The sequence below is a fragment of the Bradyrhizobium macuxiense genome, assembly GCF_001542415.1.
GTDB classification, from domain to species: Bacteria; Pseudomonadota; Alphaproteobacteria; order Rhizobiales; family Xanthobacteraceae; genus Bradyrhizobium; species Bradyrhizobium macuxiense.
Window position 1 is genome coordinate 1 of sequence record NZ_LNCU01000043.1, and the last position, 15,834, is coordinate 15,834.

General features: G+C 64.7%; 17 protein-coding genes, 1 tRNA gene and 2 pseudogenes. 5 read left to right on the forward strand and 15 right to left on the reverse strand.

The genetic code is table 11. From position 1 onward, the window contains the following. The 3 genes and pseudogenes from AS156_RS42080 to mgtE form a co-directional block, all read right to left on the reverse strand. Positions 1-144 (reverse strand): annotated as a pseudogene (locus AS156_RS42080) (IS701 family transposase); the annotation flags it as partial. Positions 145-702: 558 nt separating this feature from the next. Continuing rightward, on the reverse strand, positions 703-1,017 hold the full coding sequence (locus tag AS156_RS15995; protein ID WP_066505922.1) for a helix-turn-helix domain-containing protein: 315 nt from the start codon (positions 1,015-1,017) through the stop codon (positions 703-705). 104 nt (positions 1,018-1,121) lie between these two features. Continuing rightward, positions 1,122-2,543, reverse strand: coding sequence for a magnesium transporter (mgtE, locus tag AS156_RS16000; RefSeq protein WP_066505925.1), 1,422 nt, complete (start codon positions 2,541-2,543; stop codon positions 1,122-1,124). A 94-nt stretch (positions 2,544-2,637) separates the two neighbouring features. On the opposite strand from mgtE, the gene AS156_RS16005 reads away from it, so the two are divergent. Both AS156_RS16005 and AS156_RS16010 read left to right on the forward strand, forming a co-directional pair. Beyond that, on the forward strand, positions 2,638-3,444 hold the full coding sequence (locus AS156_RS16005) for a polysaccharide deacetylase family protein (RefSeq protein ID WP_066505934.1): 807 nt from the start codon (positions 2,638-2,640) through the stop codon (positions 3,442-3,444). A gap of 96 nt (positions 3,445-3,540) precedes the next feature. Then, a complete protein-coding gene (locus AS156_RS16010; protein WP_066505936.1) occupies positions 3,541-4,893 on the forward strand; it encodes a polysaccharide deacetylase family protein in 1,353 nt (450 codons plus the stop codon). On the opposite strand, the gene AS156_RS16015 is transcribed toward AS156_RS16010, so the two are convergent. The 3 genes from AS156_RS16015 to AS156_RS16025 form a co-directional block, all read right to left on the reverse strand. Further along, entirely contained in the window at positions 4,890-5,264 is a 375-nt protein-coding gene (locus AS156_RS16015) for a hypothetical protein (protein ID WP_066506044.1), read from the reverse strand. The two genes, AS156_RS16010 and AS156_RS16015, sit on opposite strands and share 4 nt — an antisense overlap. Before the next feature lie 249 nt (positions 5,265-5,513). Then, a tRNA-Leu gene (locus tag AS156_RS16020) sits at positions 5,514-5,598 on the reverse strand. 94 nt (positions 5,599-5,692) lie between these two features. Beyond that, positions 5,693-5,935 (reverse strand): FliM/FliN family flagellar motor switch protein, encoded by a 243-nt coding sequence (locus AS156_RS16025; protein WP_066505938.1) that lies wholly within the window; start codon positions 5,933-5,935, stop codon positions 5,693-5,695. A 60-nt stretch (positions 5,936-5,995) separates the two neighbouring features. Between AS156_RS16025 and lipB the strand changes: the two genes are divergently transcribed. Beyond that, positions 5,996-6,724, forward strand: coding sequence for a lipoyl(octanoyl) transferase LipB (gene lipB / locus AS156_RS16030; protein WP_066505940.1), 729 nt, complete (start codon positions 5,996-5,998; stop codon positions 6,722-6,724). A 9-nt stretch (positions 6,725-6,733) separates the two neighbouring features. Here lipB and AS156_RS16035 read toward each other — a convergent pair whose 3' ends face one another. Further along, complete coding sequence (locus AS156_RS16035) at positions 6,734-7,159, reverse strand: tautomerase family protein (RefSeq protein WP_066505942.1); 426 nt, start codon at positions 7,157-7,159, stop codon at positions 6,734-6,736. Positions 7,160-7,275: 116 nt separating this feature from the next. On the opposite strand from AS156_RS16035, the gene AS156_RS16040 reads away from it, so the two are divergent. Further along, entirely contained in the window at positions 7,276-8,133 is an 858-nt protein-coding gene (locus tag AS156_RS16040; protein ID WP_136626250.1) for a LysR family transcriptional regulator, read from the forward strand. Positions 8,134-8,136: 3 nt separating this feature from the next. Here the strand turns inward: AS156_RS16040 and AS156_RS16045 are convergent, their stop codons facing one another. Genes AS156_RS16045 through AS156_RS16055 form a run of 3 tightly spaced genes read right to left on the reverse strand, consistent with a single transcriptional unit; the run spans position 8,137 to position 10,819 of the window. Continuing rightward, entirely contained in the window at positions 8,137-9,573 is a 1,437-nt protein-coding gene (locus AS156_RS16045) for a TIGR01777 family oxidoreductase (RefSeq protein ID WP_066505953.1), read from the reverse strand. Beyond that, on the reverse strand, positions 9,570-10,235 hold the full coding sequence (locus tag AS156_RS16050) for a DUF4166 domain-containing protein (RefSeq protein ID WP_066505956.1): 666 nt from the start codon (positions 10,233-10,235) through the stop codon (positions 9,570-9,572). Before AS156_RS16050 ends, AS156_RS16045 begins: the two co-directional genes overlap by 4 nt. A gap of 26 nt (positions 10,236-10,261) precedes the next feature. Further along, a complete protein-coding gene (locus tag AS156_RS16055; protein ID WP_066506047.1) occupies positions 10,262-10,819 on the reverse strand; it encodes a GbsR/MarR family transcriptional regulator in 558 nt (185 codons plus the stop codon). Positions 10,820-11,064: 245 nt separating this feature from the next. Here AS156_RS16055 and AS156_RS16060 point away from each other — a divergent pair, with 245 nt between their 5' ends. Further along, positions 11,065-11,877, forward strand: a complete 813-nt coding sequence (locus tag AS156_RS16060; protein WP_066505965.1) for a class I SAM-dependent methyltransferase — start codon at positions 11,065-11,067, stop codon at positions 11,875-11,877. A 9-nt stretch (positions 11,878-11,886) separates the two neighbouring features. Here AS156_RS16060 and AS156_RS16065 read toward each other — a convergent pair whose 3' ends face one another. The 5 genes and pseudogenes from AS156_RS16065 to AS156_RS16080 all read right to left on the reverse strand — a co-directional run bounded on the left by AS156_RS16065 (position 11,887) and on the right by AS156_RS16080 (position 15,516). Then, a complete protein-coding gene (locus AS156_RS16065; protein WP_066505967.1) occupies positions 11,887-12,186 on the reverse strand; it encodes an acylphosphatase in 300 nt (99 codons plus the stop codon). After that, positions 12,183-13,049, reverse strand: coding sequence for an isocitrate lyase/PEP mutase family protein (locus AS156_RS16070; RefSeq protein ID WP_066505969.1), 867 nt, complete (start codon positions 13,047-13,049; stop codon positions 12,183-12,185). Before AS156_RS16070 ends, AS156_RS16065 begins: the two co-directional genes overlap by 4 nt. A 75-nt stretch (positions 13,050-13,124) precedes the next feature. Then, the coding region (locus tag AS156_RS44410; protein ID WP_245312843.1) for an ATP-binding protein at positions 13,125-14,389 on the reverse strand (1,265 nt) is incomplete at its 5' end. A gap of 1 nt (position 14,390) precedes the next feature. Beyond that, positions 14,391-15,145 (reverse strand): annotated as a pseudogene (locus tag AS156_RS44415) (ATP-binding protein); the annotation flags it as partial. Between the two features lie 164 nt (positions 15,146-15,309). Then, the gene (locus AS156_RS16080) at positions 15,310-15,516 is read right to left on the reverse strand and encodes a hypothetical protein (RefSeq protein WP_066505971.1); all 207 of its coding nucleotides are present in this window, start codon (positions 15,514-15,516) and stop codon (positions 15,310-15,312) included. Positions 15,517-15,834: the final 318 nt, after the last annotated feature.

The window sequence follows — 15,834 nt, forward strand, 5'->3', positions numbered from 1 at the left end:
GATCAGTCCCGCAACGTACAGAGGACACATCCGCTGCCGAGTCTTATGACCCAGCCGGTCCAAGAACGGCATCAGCCAGCGTTCAAGTTCGTCTTCCCATCCCGCCATGGTCAGCCCTCCAAGAGCCGACCACCCATGAATCATTGAAAAATTGATTCGGGAATCCTAAAAAATCGCGGAAATCCAATAATCTGCCAAAGTAGTGCTAGTGGCAGGTGTCTTTTCGCATTGCGCGGTGCGCGTTGTGAAGACGGTGACAAAAAAGCCCAGTCTCACCGGGGGGAGCACGTATAAGTCGTAAACCATCGCGCAGGGAAAGCCGGATTGCTCCGGTTACACCTGTGGTCCTACCCCCTGTGCTTTTTTCATTGCACAGGGCCCATGGGTGCGATCGGCACCCGGCTTTCCCTGCGCCCTCTGCTTGAGGGGAGGGTGAAACGAAAGACAAGACTCGGACAGGTCATGTCGCGAGAATGCGAATGCATGACTCACCAGCGGTTCAGCACACTCAGTGTCGTCCCTGCGAAAGCAGGGATCCATAACCACGAATGTCTATTGTTGCGCGAAGCTCGAACGACGAGTCCCACCCACAACATCCGCCGCGGAGTATGGGTCCCTGCTTTCGCAGGGACGACGGCGGTGGATGTGGCGCATGATTGCGATCGATCGGCTCACAATGATTGCGAAGCGCTCCGCGACGCCTCACGCCGCCGTCGGCTCGCTCGACAGCGCCGCAAACACCGTCTCGGGCGAATGCGCGATCACGGCGAGCAGTGCGCGGGCCGGTCCGCGTGGGGCGCGCTTGCCCTGCTCCCAGTTCCGGATGGTTTCCACGGGCACGCCGAGCTTGGCGGCGAATTCGAGCTGGGTGAGTTGCGCCCGGCGACGCAGGTCGCGCACTGCCGGCTGTGCCGCGCACGGTGGCGCAGCCACTGGCTGCGCTGGGGCGAGCGGGATTTCCTGCCCGTCGCGCAATTCGACGATCCGTCCGTCCGCCTTGAGCCGCAAGCGCTGCATGATGGCCCCCTCTGGGAATGGAGGCATTTTCGATGAAGGCGATTAAGGCTCGATTAACGATAAGCGAGCCGCCGACCGCCACGGCGCCACGCGACAACGCCCTGCTATTTCAGCCCGAACCACAGCGTGGCGATGCCGAGGAAGGAGAAGAAGCCGACCACATCGGTGACGGTCGTAACGAACGTGCCGGAGGCCACAGCCGGATCGGCCCGCACCCGTTCCAGCACCATCGGGATCAGGATGCCGCCGAGCGCGCCGGCGACGAGATTGCAGATGATCGCGAGCCCGATCACCATGCCGAGGCCGGGGATCTTGAACCAGGCCACGGCGGCGATGCCGGTGATGACAGCAAAGGCGATGCCATTCACCAGCCCGACCATGGTTTCGCGCAGCACCACGCGCAGCGCGTTGTAGGAACCGAGCTCGCGGGTGGCGAGCGCGCGCACCGCCACCGTCATGGTCTGGGTCGCGGCATTGCCGCCCTGGCTCGCCACGATCGGCGCCAGCACCGCAAGCGCCACCATCTTCTCAAGCTGGCCCTCGAACAGGCCGAGCACCGACGACGCCAGGAAGGCGGTGGCGAGATTGACCAGCAGCCAGTTGAAGCGGCCGCGGGCAATGGTCCAGACCGTGTCGGAGAGCTCTTCAGGGTGGGTGACGCCGCCCAGTGCCTTGAGGTCCTCGTCGGCCTCCTCCTCGATCACGTCGACGACGTCGTCGATGGTGATCACGCCGACCAGTCGATCGGTGGTGTCGACCACGGGGGCTGCGACCAGATTGTATTTGCCGAACATCCGCGCGACCTCTTCCTGGTCCTCCAGCGCGGAGATGCGGCGGCGGTCTTCCTCGATCACCTCGGTGATCGGCACCAGGCGGCGCGCGCGCAACAGCACGTCCAGCGACACCGCGCCGAGCCAGTGCCTGTCGGCATCGACCACGTAGATTTCGTAGAAGCGCTCCGGCAAATCGGGCGTCTCGCTGAGGTAATCGATCGCCTGCCCGACGGTCCAGGACGGCGGCACCGAGATGAACTCGGTCTGCATCCGGCGCCCGGCGGAATTTTCCGGATACAGCAGGCTGCGCTCGATGTCCTCGCGCTCGGCGGGCGGCAATTTCTCCAGGATCTGTTCCTGGTCCTCCTCGTCGAGGCTCTCGAGCAGCTCGACGGCATCGTCGGATTCGAGCTCGCGAACACCTTCGGCAACGGTCTCCGGCTCGAGTTCCTCGAGGATCTCCTCACGGACGGTCTCGTCGACCTCGTTGAGTGCGGAGAAGTCGAAATCGGTTCCTGTGATCTCGACAAGGGCAACGCGATCCTCGGGCGCGAGCGCCTCGATCAGATCGCCGAGATCGGCCTCGTGCAGTTCCGCCACCACCTCGCACAGCAACGGGCGGTCGGCAGCCTGGATGGCGTGAGCGATCTCCTCGACGAACTCGTGGCGGAGCCGGCCCTCCTCGTCCCGCATCGGCATGCGGTCGAGCACACCCGTCTGCTCGGGACGGGCAACGTCGATGTCCTCGGCCATTCCGTATCTCGCCGGGTTTGACAGGGCTGGAGAAATTGGTCTGAGTAGTGCGCACCGGATTACCTAACCGGCGGGGGCCTCCGCAATGAGAAATATGTTCAACGAACGATTCCTCCCGCATGTCGTTGCCCTGCTCGTCGCGCTTGCGCCGATCGCCTTGACCGGGCCCGCGCACGCCGCCGCCGACTGTCCGCGCAAGGACGCGCTCGGAACCTCGCGCGTGCTCGAGGTCGATCCCGCGACCTATCCGCGAGTCGGGCTGAAGAGCTTTCCGCAGACCCTGCCGCTGCAGGACCACGAGGTCGTTCTGACGTTCGACGACGGGCCGTCGCCGGGATTCACCGACAAGGTGCTCGCGGCGCTGTCAGCGGAATGCGTCAAGGCGACCTTCTTCGTGGTCGGCCGCAACGCGGCCGACCATCCCGAGATGGTGCGGAAGATCGCGCGCCTTGGCCACACCGTCGGCTATCACACTTGGGACCATCCGCACCTCAACAAGCTTCCGCTGGACCAGGCCGAGGCCAACATCAATCAGGGGATTGCTGCGGTCGAAAAGGCCCTGCACGGAACTCCGAGCACGATCCCCAGCACGCCGTTCTTCCGCTTCCCCTATTTCGAATCGACGCCCGATCTGCTGGATCACCTGGAAAAGCGCGGTATTGCGGTGTTCGGCGCGGACTTCTGGGCCAGCGACTGGAACAAGATGACGCCCGACGAAGAGCTGAAGCTGGTGACCGCGCGGCTGGAAACCATTCACAAGGGAATTTTACTGCTGCATGACCCGCAGCAGCGGACGGATAACATGTTGCCGGCGTTTTTACGGTATCTACGCGAGCATAATTATCGCGTGGTGCACATCGTCCCCGCTGCCGAGAAGACCGTTTCCGACCGGACACATTGAACCGGGGGACCAGGCCGGATTACAGATCGTTAAGGCAGCATTCATGGCGCCGCCGTTAGGGATAGTCAGTTCGTTTGGGAATGCGGCCGAGGTTCTATGCTTGCTAGCGTCCTGGTGAGGTTCCGGAAGCGGTCATTGATCGCCACGGGCGCGGCTTTGCTGGGCTGCTTCATGGCGCAGACGGCGCTTGCCGCGGACTGCCCCGGCAACCCCAACGCGCTCGGCACCTCCCGAACGCTCGTCGTCGACCCCCGGGAGCATCCGCGGATCGGCACGATGCAGTATCCGGAGACGCTGCCGCTGCACGATCATGAGGTGGTGCTGACCTTCGACGACGGACCGTTGCCGAAATACAGCAACCAGATCCTGGCCATCCTCGCCAGCCAGTGCATCAAGGCGACCTTCTTCACCATCGGCAGCCAGGCCAGGGCCAATCCGGAAGGCGTGCGCAAGCTGATCGCGGCCGGCCATACTGTCGGCACGCACACCCAGAATCACCCGCTGACCATGAACAAGATGCCGATCGAGAAGGCGAAGCAGGAAATCGACGACGGCATCGCCTCGACACTGGCCGCGCTGAACGGCGACAAGAGCAAGCTGGCGCCGTTCTTCCGGATTCCCGGATTGCTGCGGGCCTCCGCCGTCGAAGACTATCTGGCGTCGCAAGGCATCCAGGTCTGGAGCGCGGACTTCCCGGCCGACGACTGGCGCCACATCTCGCCGCAGCGGGTCTACGACCTCGCGATCCAGCGGATCGAGGCCACGGGCCGCGGCATCCTGCTGCTGCACGACATTCAGCCGCGCACCGTCGCGGCGCTGCCGCGAATACTGAACGAGCTGAAGACACGCGGCTACCGCATCGTCCACGTCGTGCCCGCGACACCGGACCGGCCGGCAACGCCGACCGAGCCGCAGCAATGGTACTTGCATCCGCCGACCGAGACGGTGGCGACCACGCGCTGGCCGAAGATTCCGAATTTCGTCTACACCGCGACGAAGACGCTGCCGGCGCCGGTGTTCTCCGACATGGACTGGCGCGATGCCGACGTGATTGATCATGCGCAGCATGCGCGGATCGGCGTGCTTCGCCAGACGCAATGGCCGCTGCCGCAGCTTGCACAGACGGCGCCGGTCGCGACGCTGCCGATTCCGGCGGCAAGCGTGTTCAGGATACCGGAAGCACGCCGCTTGACGCTGCTCGCAGCCCGCATCCCGGCCCATCACGTCGGACCACCCGGCACGCCGCAGGCGGTGTCCGCACGTCAGGCGAAGCATCCGAAGCAGGCCACACATCAGCCGCCGGGTGTGCCCCGCGGCAAGGGTCCGCTCCCCTCGCAGCACGCCGCCGCTCCGGCGCAGCCAGGCACCTCGGTTCGGGTTGCCAACCTGAAGAAGCGATCGCCGCGCGCGGAGGCAACGACAGTCCCCAAGCAGCGCGTGCCGGACTAGTTGGTCACGATCTTGGCGATGCAGAGCAGAATCACCAGCGCCAGGAAGAACAGATCGATATAGGCCTTGATCTCGCCGGCGTGCCTGAGCTCCGTGACGCCGCCGATGATCTGCTTGCGCGAGGCCGCCGAGTTCGGTCCCTCGCCCGCCGCCAGGGCCAGCCGGCGCGTCTCGCCCTCCAGCCGCTCGATACGCTGGAAGAAATAGAAGGAGCGCAGCGCTGAGAACGCGTGCATCGCCGCATAGACCAGCACCAGGATCGCGACGGTCGCGCGCTGCTCATACCTCTCCAGGAAATTCAGACTGAAATAGACCAGCCCCAGGAACACGAAATTGGACAAAACTCGGTAGGCGTAGCTCAGTAACGTCATCAGGCGCTCCGGGTGAAGCTGGCTCGCGGCCTCTGCTATCGGGAGAATCAGCCGCATCCGGCCGGCAGCGCCGGAAGGGCTAGGCATGGGTCCGGGAAGCTACGCGACCGGTGTTACAGAATGGGTACCGACCGCCCCCGCCGCCGCAATAATTGCCGCGGCAGCCGGCCGAGCGCCCCGCGATTCCGGTCCGGAACGCGGTCAGGCCAGGCCAAATTGAGCTGGGAGTGCAAATTGTGCTGAGAGTGATGGTGCGCTCGGAGGGACTCGAACCCCCACGGTGTTACCCACTGCCACCTCAAGGCAGCGCGTCTACCAATTCCGCCACGAGCGCTGGGATGCCGGTTGGAACCCTAGGGCGCCGCCGGATCGACGGCGCGATGTAACAAATCACGGATGCAGGGACAAGGCATTCGTGAACGAATTAACTACCGAACATCAGGGGATTTCGGCAGCATTTGCTTGACCTCGACCGCAATCCGGTTGCGATCGACCAGAACGACGCCACTGGCCACCGGGAGGTTGTTGGCGAGGATCTTGACCTCGTCGGCCTCGGTGGCGTCCAGTTCGATGATGGCGCCGCGGGAGAGCCGCATTACCTGGTGGATGGGCATGGTGGTGGTACCGAGGACCACCATGAGGTCGACGCTGACTTTATCGAGGGTGGCCACTTCTGAACCGCCGAACTGGAACTAAATTGTGGGTTCACCTGACCACGTTAAGGTTAGCTAATGGTTAACGACCGCCAAAGCCTTGATTTGACGACCTTTGCCCTGCCCTCGGGCAGCGGCGCGGTCGAATGGCGGATTTCGGACGCCCCGGTCCCCTACCCCGAATCCCTCAGCGCCATGGACGCCCGGGTCGCCGCCATTGCGGATCGGACCGCGCCGGAGCTGGTGTGGCTGCTGGAGCACCCCCCGCTCTATACCTCCGGGACCAGCGGCAAGGCCGGCGACCTGCTCGAGGCGCGCTTTCCGATGTTTCAGACGGGCCGCGGCGGCCAGGTGACCTATCACGGTCCCGGCCAGCGGGTCGCCTATGTGATGCTCGACCTGAAGCGGCGCCGGCCGGACGTGCGCGCCTATGTCGCCTCGCTTGAGGAATGGATCATCCGCACGCTCGCGGCCTTCAATGTCCGCGGCGAGCGCCGCGAGGACCGTGTCGGGGTCTGGGTCAGGCGCCCGGGCAAGGGACCGGGCCACGAGGACAAGATCGCCGCGATCGGGGTCCGGCTTCGGCGCTGGGTCTCCTTCCACGGCATCGCGATCAACGTCGAGCCCGACCTCTCCCACTTTCAGGCGATCGTGCCCTGCGGCGTGGTCGATCCGCGCTATGGCGTCACGTCGCTGGTCGACCTCGGGCTGCCGGTGACCACGGCGGATGTCGATATCGCGCTCCGGCAGGCGTTCGCCGAAGTGTTCGGGGACACCGAGGCGCGCCTGCCGGAAGCGACGATCTAACCGGACGCGTTACGCGGCCTTCTGCGGCGCAACCTCGAGCTTGCCGGCGATGTAGCGCCGCTCCTGGGTCAGGCCGCCGAAGCCGTAGGCGTCACCCTTCACCTCGTCGACATGGGCGTAGCTCTCGGTGTGCAGCGGGCCGAGCAGTTCGCCCATCCGCTTGAAGAGAGCTGCGAGATAGGCCGCCTTCTCGTCCTTGGTGTTGGTGCCTTCGGTAACGTGGATATCGAGCCAGTAGCTCGCGAGTTTCTGCTCGGCGAGCGACTTGCCGCCGGCGAACCAGTCGGCAGCGTCAGCCGACTTGACGATGATCGCGGTGACCTTCGGATCCTTGTGCAGGATCCCGGCCGTGAGCTCCGACACCGCGGCGGCGATGTCGGACTTCAGCGTGGCCGTCTGGCGGGAGGTCGCATAGGTGACGGTGATGAGGGGCATGTTCAGTCTCCTTGAATTCCGTTGGCGCGAGTGAACCGCGCATCCCCTAGCTAGACCTTCTCCCATCATCTTTGCATATTATCTATTCTATTAGCAGTGATAAGAATTGTTGATCATTGATGACGACGCTCGACATCGACACCGTGCACGCCTTCCTCCTTGTCGCTGAGCTGCAAGGCTTCACCCGCGCTGCCGAGGCGCTCGGCACCACGCAGGCCGCGATCAGCATGAAACTGCAGCGGCTCGAAACCGTGCTCGGCAAGCGGCTGGTCGAGCGCTCGCCGCGCGCGGTGCGGCTGACCGCCGACGGCTCAGCATTCCTTCCCCACGCCCGCGCGCTGATCGAAGCACATGACCGTGCGCTGTCGGGCGAGACGCCGGCGCGGCAGCAACTCACGCTCGGGATCAGCGATCACGCCGCAGGCCCCGAGTTGGTACCGCTGCTGGAGCGGCTGCATGCGATGGCCTCACGGCTTGCGCTCGCGGTGACCATCGGCTTCTCGCGCACCATGCTTGATGCCTACGATGCCGGCGATTTCGACGCCGTGATCGTGCGCCAGGAAGGCAGCCGTCGCGGCGGCGAGAAACTGGCCGAGGACCAATTCGGCTGGTTCGCAACCAAGCGCTTCGTGTGGCCGCGCGGCGATGCGCTGCCGCTCGCGACATTGGCGCCGCCCTGCGGCGTCCGGGCCCTGGCGGTTCGCGCACTCGACAAGGCCGGCATCGACTGGAACGAAAGCTTCGTCGGCGGCGGCGTCACGGCAGTAACCGCCGCGGCGCTCGCTGGTCTCGCCGTCGCGCCGCTCGCTCGGCGCATCGCGCCCGCGGGCCTGATCGATGTCGGACCGTCCCACAAGCTGCCGCGTCTCGGCGCGTCAAAGGTGATGCTGCATTCGAAGATCAGCGATCCCGCCAAGCTGGCGGCGTTGCGAACACTTGCGGCGACGTTTCGCAGCGTCGCCGCAACAGCGTAGCACTCACAAGATTGCCTCGAATGCGCTGCGCAGCGTCTCGTGCCGAAACACGAAGCCGTTGCTGAGCGCCTTGTTCGGCAGCACGCGCTGGCCGCCGAGCAGGAGTTCTTCGGCGAAGTCCCCGCCGACGACCCGCAGCAGCGCGGCGGGAACGCGGAAGATCGCCGGCCGATGCAGGCGGCGTCCCAGCTCCTCCGTGAACTTCGTATTGGTCACGGGAATTGGCGCAGTCGCATTGATCGGACCTGACAGTTCGGACCTGGCGATCACATGCGCGATGAGGCGTACCAGATCGTCGCGCTCGATCCACGACATCCACTGCTTGCCCGAGCCGAGCGGACCGCCGAGCCCGAATTCGAACGGCGTCAGCATCCGCGTGATGAAGCCGCCATCGGCTCCGATCACGAGGCCGATCCTCAAGTACACCACCCGCACGCCGTGATCGCCGGCGGGCTTGGCCGCGTTCTCCCACGCTTCGCACAGCTCGTGGCTGAAGCAGGCATGCGACTTCGCCGATTCAGTGAGCACCTGATCCTGCCACAGCCCGTACCAGCCGATGGCTGATCCATTCACCAGCACCGACGGCTTGCGCTCGAGCCGTGCAATCAGCGCGACGACATCGGAGGTCATGGCGACGCGCGACGCGATGATCTTGCGACGCTTCGCATCGGTCCACAGGCCATTGCCGATCGGCTCGCCCGCGAGATTGACGATCGCGTCGATCCTGGTGTCGGCCGGCAACTGGTGAAGGCTCGTGATCAGCGTGATCGGCGGCCGCAGCATGTCGGCCTTGGCCGGATTGCGGATCAACGCGATCACCTGATGACCCGACGCGGTGAGGCTCGCGACGAGCCGGCTGCCGATGAAGCCGGTCGCGCCGGTGACAAGCACAGTCTGCCGCGCGGGCAACTTCTCGACCAGATTTGCCGCAGGCACGCCGGTCATCCGACCCAGGCGCCTGGCGGCGGCGAAATCCCGTGCACCGAACAGGGCAGCACCGGCAGCCGCGGCCGTCGCGAAGACGCTCAAGAGACCCGCATATGCCAGCGCGACTCCGGTCGGCTGCATCGCCCAGCCGATCAGGACCGGCAGCAGCAGCACGAGGATGGCGCCATAGTTGAGCGCAAGCAGCGTGTGGTTGATCCGTTCGCTGGGCGGCAGCTTCCGGCTCAGGTCTTCCTCGACGAAATCCATCAACGTGATGACGACCTCCACGGCCAACACAGCCATGATCGCCATCGCGAGGATGCCATGCACCTCCAGCCAGCCGAGCACGAGGAACAACAGCGCATAGAGCATGTTCCGCACGCTGTGCAGCTGGAGCTCGTGGCGCTGCGACGGACGCCAGGCCAGCCGCTCGGTGAACTCATGGTGATAGAAGGTGTCGAAGGCACCCATCGCGATCTGGATGGCAACCAGGGTCCAAAGCAGCGGCGTCATGACGAGGCCTCCCTGAACACGACAGACTGACGGATCAGCCGGCCAAAACGCGGGTGGATGATCTCGAGCGTAAAGCGGAAGTCATCGCCGCCGAGATCTGCATGGGTCACAGTAAGATCGCCGGGCGTGAGCCATGCAGGCAGCCCGATCCGCATCGAGCCGAGCTGCAGCGAATAGCCGACGCTGTGAAACACCAGCGCCTCCCGCTCGACTGCGATCCGCAGCGCCATGCTGACGCCGAAGCCGACATATTCCTCGAGGCAGGTCGGTCCGGCAAAGCGCTTGGCGGAATGAATGACCTGCGGAAATCCGTCGCGGCGCGCGCAGATGCGGGTCCAGATCTGGCCTCCGCTTGCCGCGTCCTCGGTGACTGTGACGATCATCGGCACGCCGGTCTCTGCGCCCGTCGGCAGCGGACCGCCGATCAGGCGCGCGGCCTGCCCCACCCACCACCCGATCCGGCTGGACCAGGCCTCCTTGACTTCGCCGACATAGACTACGGTGCTGCCATCTTCGAAGCGCTTTGAAAATCGGCGCCAGATAGCGACCGGCAGGCGGCCCCAATCTTCGTCCGGCAGCAATGCGCGGAAGCGATGATCGTCGAGCAGTTTTCTATCGGAAGCGGGCGAGATCTTGAGACTGGATCTTCTTGCTGACGCCATCGCACGCTCCCGTTACGTCACCGCCGCTATTTGGCTCTGCCTGTGGGCAGGAAACTCACGATCTTCTCGCCGAGCTTGATCAGCGCGACCAGGCGTGGCCGCGGCACGTTCAGCATCTGCGTGTACCAGCGGTCGGCGAGCTCGGTGAAAGCGAGCATCTCCTTCAGCCTTTTGCTCGCGACCGCGTTGATCGTCGGGTCATCGGCCGCATCGGAGACGCAGGCCCGCAAGGCTGCGAGCGCCGGATCGATCTCGCGCTCCTTGCGGCCGGCAGCGATCTTTGCGGCGACCTCCCAGATGTCGGTCTCGGCTTCGAAGTGGTCGCGGCGGTCGCCGAGGATCGGCACGCGCCGGATCAGGCCCCAGGACAGCAATTCCTTGATCGAGTTGGAAACGTTGGAGCGCGCCATGCCGAGCGTGTCGGCAATGGCCTCCGCCGTCATCGGCGCTTCCGCCAGATAGAGCAGCCCGTGGATCTGGCTGACCGAGCGGTTGACCCCCCACTCGTCGCCCATGTCGCCCCAATGCAGGATGAAGCGCTCGACGGCGGCGGGAAGTTTCTTCTTGGCGGTTATTTCTGTCATGACAGAAATATCTGATTGAACGGAGTAGAAGTCAAGCGCTGCCAGCGCCGCCGGCAAGCGCTCGCGATGCGGCAGGTCTCCTGACTTATGTGACGCGCGCCGCAAAGTGCTGTTGTCGCAGGTGGCAAGTTTTCCTTTGTTGCGGCCGGGGCCCTCGTCCAAGCTGATCCGGGTGGACAGATTTTTTAGGCCGCACGCCGGGTTTCAATGTGAGCCTGGTCCACGGTCGCCAAGGAGATTGCGCCATGCCAGCATCCGACAAGGAGTTCGTTGGGTCCATTCCAGAACTTTACGACCGGCTCCTCGTACCGATGATCTTTGAGCCCTACGCACGCGATCTGGCGCAGCGCGCCAAGAGCTTTGGTCCGCATGACCTGCTTGAGACGGCCGCGGGCACCGGTGCGGCGACGCGTGCGCTGGCATCGGAGCTCGGCTCCAACACCCGGATCGTCACGACCGACCTGAACGAGCCAATGCTTGCGCGCGCGAGATCGCGGATGCCGCATCGGCCGGACATCACGTGGCGACAGGCCGACGCGCTGGCGCTGCCGTTTGAGGATGCAAGATTCGATATCGTCGCCTGCCAGTTTGGCGCGATGTTCTTTCCCGACCGGGTCAAGGGCTATGCCGAAGCCCACCGGGTGCTCCGGCCTGGTGGACGCTTTCTGTTCAATGTCTGGGACAGGATCGAGGAGAACGAGTTTGCGGATGTCGTGGTCCAGACAACGTGGACGATGTACCCGAACAACCCTCCGCTCTTCCTGGCTCGCACACCGCATGGCTACCACGACCCAGCGCGCATTCGCGCCGACCTGACTGCAGCAGGATTCAAGGACATCGCGATCGAGACGATTACGCATCGGAGCCGCGCGGCGTCGGCGCAGGATCCGGCCATCGCCTACTGTCAGGGCACGCCGATGCGCGGCGAGATCGAGAAGCACGGCGCATCTGCTCTCGAGGCCGCGACGAGGAGTGCCGCAGAGGCTCTGGCCCGACGTTTTGGCACAGGAGCGATCGACGGACAGATCCAGGCGCTGGTGATCTCGGCTGTCGCGTAAGGCGCCGCGTTACACCGTCGGCAACACCGAGAACCGCTCCCCTGCCCGACGAAGGTTCAGAAGATCGGAATTGCCGGTCTCGGCCTGCACGGCCGCGACCCGGGCCGAGATCGGCCCGCGCCGGCAGGACGTGAGCATGTCCGCAACGACGTCCTCCGGCCCTGAAAACACCGCCTCAACGGCGCCGTCGCGGCGATTGCGGACCCAGCCTTCAAGGCTGCGCGACGTCGCCTGCTCCTCGACCCATGCGCGGTAGCCGACGCCCTGGACGCGGCCGGTGACAGTGACGTGGCGGATCGCGTCGCTCACTTTTTCAGGCCAAGGAATTCGCCGCTGCGCGCCTTGGTCTCGGCCTCGCGCATCGCACGGCCGGTGAGTTCGGACGAGGCGATGCCCTTCAGATTCTTCGGCGAGGTGCCGTCGCGCAGCGCCTTCAGCGTCTCGTAGACGGCCTGCGTCGCGGCCGCGAACGGCGCGTGGCCCTGCAGTGCAATCCTGACCCGCTGGTCCGCGAGATAGTCCGGTGCGGTCATCTCCTCCGGCGCGCCGCCGAGCACGATCGGCAACCTAGTCGCGGCCGAGAGCGCCTCGAGCTCGCCGCGCGACTTGATACCGGTGAAGAACAGCGCATCGACGCCGACCGCCTCGTAGGCCTTGGCGCGCGCAATCGCGTCGTCGAGATTTGTGATCGAGACAGCCCCGGTGCGTCCCATGATGACGAGCGACGGGTCGCTGCGGCCATCCAGCGCCGCCTTCATCTTGCCGACGCCCTCTTCCAGCGAAATCAGCTGTGTCTTGGCCTGGCCGAACGCCTGCGGCAGCAGCGTGTCCTCAATAGTGAGGCCCGCGGTGCCTGCGGCTTCAAGCTCCTGCACGGTGCGGCGGACATTGAGCGCGTTGCCGTAGCCATGGTCGGCATCGACGAGGAACGGCAGAGTCGAGGCACGCGACATCCGACGCACCTGCTCGGCAAGCTCCGTCAGCGTGATCAGCGCGATGTCGGGATCACCAAGCACGGCCAGCGACGCCACCGAGCCGCCGAACATGCCGAGCTCGAAACCGAGATCCTCGGCGATCCGGATCGATGTCGCGTCATAGACCGAGCCCGGACGGATGCACGTCGATCCATTGAGGATCGATCGCAGTGCTTCGCGGCGTTTGCGGAAGGCCATGTCAGGGACTCCTTATTCATCCTTGCGATGACACCAGCGGCGACTTCGCCGCCGATGCCTTCTGAAGGCGGAGCTTTAGGCGAACTCCAGGATCAACGCATCGACCGCCAATGTGGCACCGGCGGCGGCGTGAATCTTCTTCACCGTGCCGTCACGTTCGGCGCGCAGCACGTTCTGCATCTTCATGGCTTCGACCACGGCCAGCGTCTCGCCGGCCTTGACCTCCTGCCCCTCGGTCACCGCGATCGACACCACGAGGCCAGGCATCGGACACAGCAGTTTCTTGCCGGTGTCGGCCGCCGAAACCACCGGCATCAGCCGCGCGGACGTCGCTTCGGTCTCGGTGAAGACGTAGACCGGCACCTCGTAGCCCTGATGCGCGAGGCGGAAACCGTTGTTGATCGCGCGCACCTGTAGCGCGACGAAATTGCCGTCTATCGTGCCCTGCCAGACCGGCTCGCCCGGCGCCCAGCTCGACACGAGATTGTGCGGATTGCCGGGCAGCCCGTCGGCACCGATGAAACGCACCGCAATCGCGTCGGCTTCGCGAGCGACGTCGAGCGCGATCTCTTCGCGATCGAGCCAGACCGCGCGGCGACGCTCCCGCTGCACCAGCCGACCGCCCATCTGGCCGGAGATCTGCCGCTTGCGTTCGCCCAGCACGTGATCGATCGCGGCGCCCACCGCGGCCAGCCGCCGTGCGATTTCGCCTTCCGGCGGACGCGCCGAAAATCCCTTCGGAAATTCCTCCGCGATGAAGCCGGTCGAGAGCCGCCCCTCGCGCCAGCGCGGGTGGTTCATCAGGGCCGACAGGAACGGGATATTGTGCCTGATGCCGTCGACAAAGAACGCATCGAGCGCGGTCGCCTGCGCCTCGATCGCGGCTGCGCGCGACGGCGCGTGGGTGACGAGCTTGGCGATCATCGGATCGTAATGGATCGAGATCTCGCCGCCCTCCTGCACGCCGGTGTCGTTGCGGATCGTGACGCCGTCATGGCTGGCTTCGGCTGGCGGCCGGTACTTCACCAAGCGTCCGATCGACGGCAGGAAGTTGCGGAACGGATCCTCGGCATAGACGCGCGATTCCACCGCCCAGCCGGTCAGCGTGACGTCCTTCTGCGCGATCGAGAGCTTCTCGCCGGCCGCGACGCGGATCATCTGCTCGACAAGGTCGATGCCGGTGATCAGTTCGGTGACGGGATGCTCGACCTGCAGGCGCGTATTCATCTCCAGGAAGTAGAAGCTTTTGTCCTGGCCAGCGACGAATTCCACGGTGCCGGCCGAATCGTAGTTCACGGCCTTGGCGAGTGCGACCGCCTGCTCGCCCATCTTGCGGCGGGNCGGGTGGTCTCGTCGAGCAGCGGCGACGGCGCCTCCTCGATGACCTTCTGGTTGCGGCGCTGGATCGAGCATTCGCGCTCGCCGAGATAGATCACGTTGCCATGCTTGTCGCCAAGCACCTGGATTTCGATGTGCCGGGGATCGACGATGAATTTCTCGATGAAGACGCGGTCGTCGCCGAACGACGATTTGGCTTCGGCCTTGGCGAGGTTGAAGCCTTCGGCGACTTCCGCCTTCGAATGCGCGATGCGCATGCCCTTGCCGCCGCCGCCGGCGGAGGCCTTGATCATCACGGGGTAACCGATCTCGTCCGCGATCTGCACCGCGTGCCTGTCGTCCTCGATGACGCCGAGATGGCCCGGTACGGTGGAGACCTTGGCCTTGGCGGCGGCCTTCTTGGATTCGATCTTGTCGCCCATCGCGGCGATGGCGCCAGGGTTCGGGCCGATGAACACGATGCCGGCGGCCTCCAGCGCGCGCGGAAATGCCTCCCGCTCGGACAGGAAGCCGTAGCCGGGATGCACGGCTTCGGCGCCGGTCTTGCGGCAGGCCTCGACGATCTTGTCGATCAAAAGATAACTTTCGGCCGCGGCCGGCGGGCCGATCAGCACGGCTTCGTCCGCCATCTCGACATGCAGCGCGTCGCGGTCGGCCTCGGAATAGACGGCGACCGTCTCAATCCCCATACGGCGCGCAGTCTTGATGACCCGGCAGGCGATCTCGCCGCGGTTGGCGATCAGAATTCGTTTGAACATGCTCTTCTTGCTTGGGCTTTGGATTGTTCGACTTGGCAGGATCCTCCCCGCGCAATCTGGCACGGGTGATTGGGCGTCACCAGTCCGTGGTACAGCAAAACGTCCCGGAGGCAACGGTCTAATCGCGACCCTGGCCGGCCCCTGGCGGTAGCCTGAGAGGTATTTCAGCCCGAATAGGTCTTGAAGCGGCCGCGCGAATAGGCATGCGAGACCGCTTTCATCAGCTCGCCGACCTCATTCTCCAGAAATTCATTGGCAACAATCAGCGCCCGGATGGTCGAGCGCATGTCCCCGCCGCAGGCTGCAATCGCCTGATCGACGGCCGCCTCCAGCCCGTCATCGTCATCAGATTGGGGCTGTGCGGAGGTCATGGGAGCGCTGTCCGGATCGGTTGAGAGACTGATGTTCCTATTTTGTTCTCATCGAGTCAATCCGCGGAAGGGCCGAAGCACGTCGTCCGCCGGCATATTTTTTCTGCCACTGGTCATCAGAATCAGAGCGTGCAACGAAACTTGACCGATGAATCGAGGATCAGATCGGCGATGCGCCCAGGTCTGTTCATCTCGAACGGGCCTTGGTTGGGTCGTACCAGCCTGTGCTAGAAGTCGGAGCCCGCCAAACACCCGAAGTGAAAAAAATGCGGTTTCGAGCCTCCCTCGTCGCGACGTTGCTCCTGACATATCTGCCCG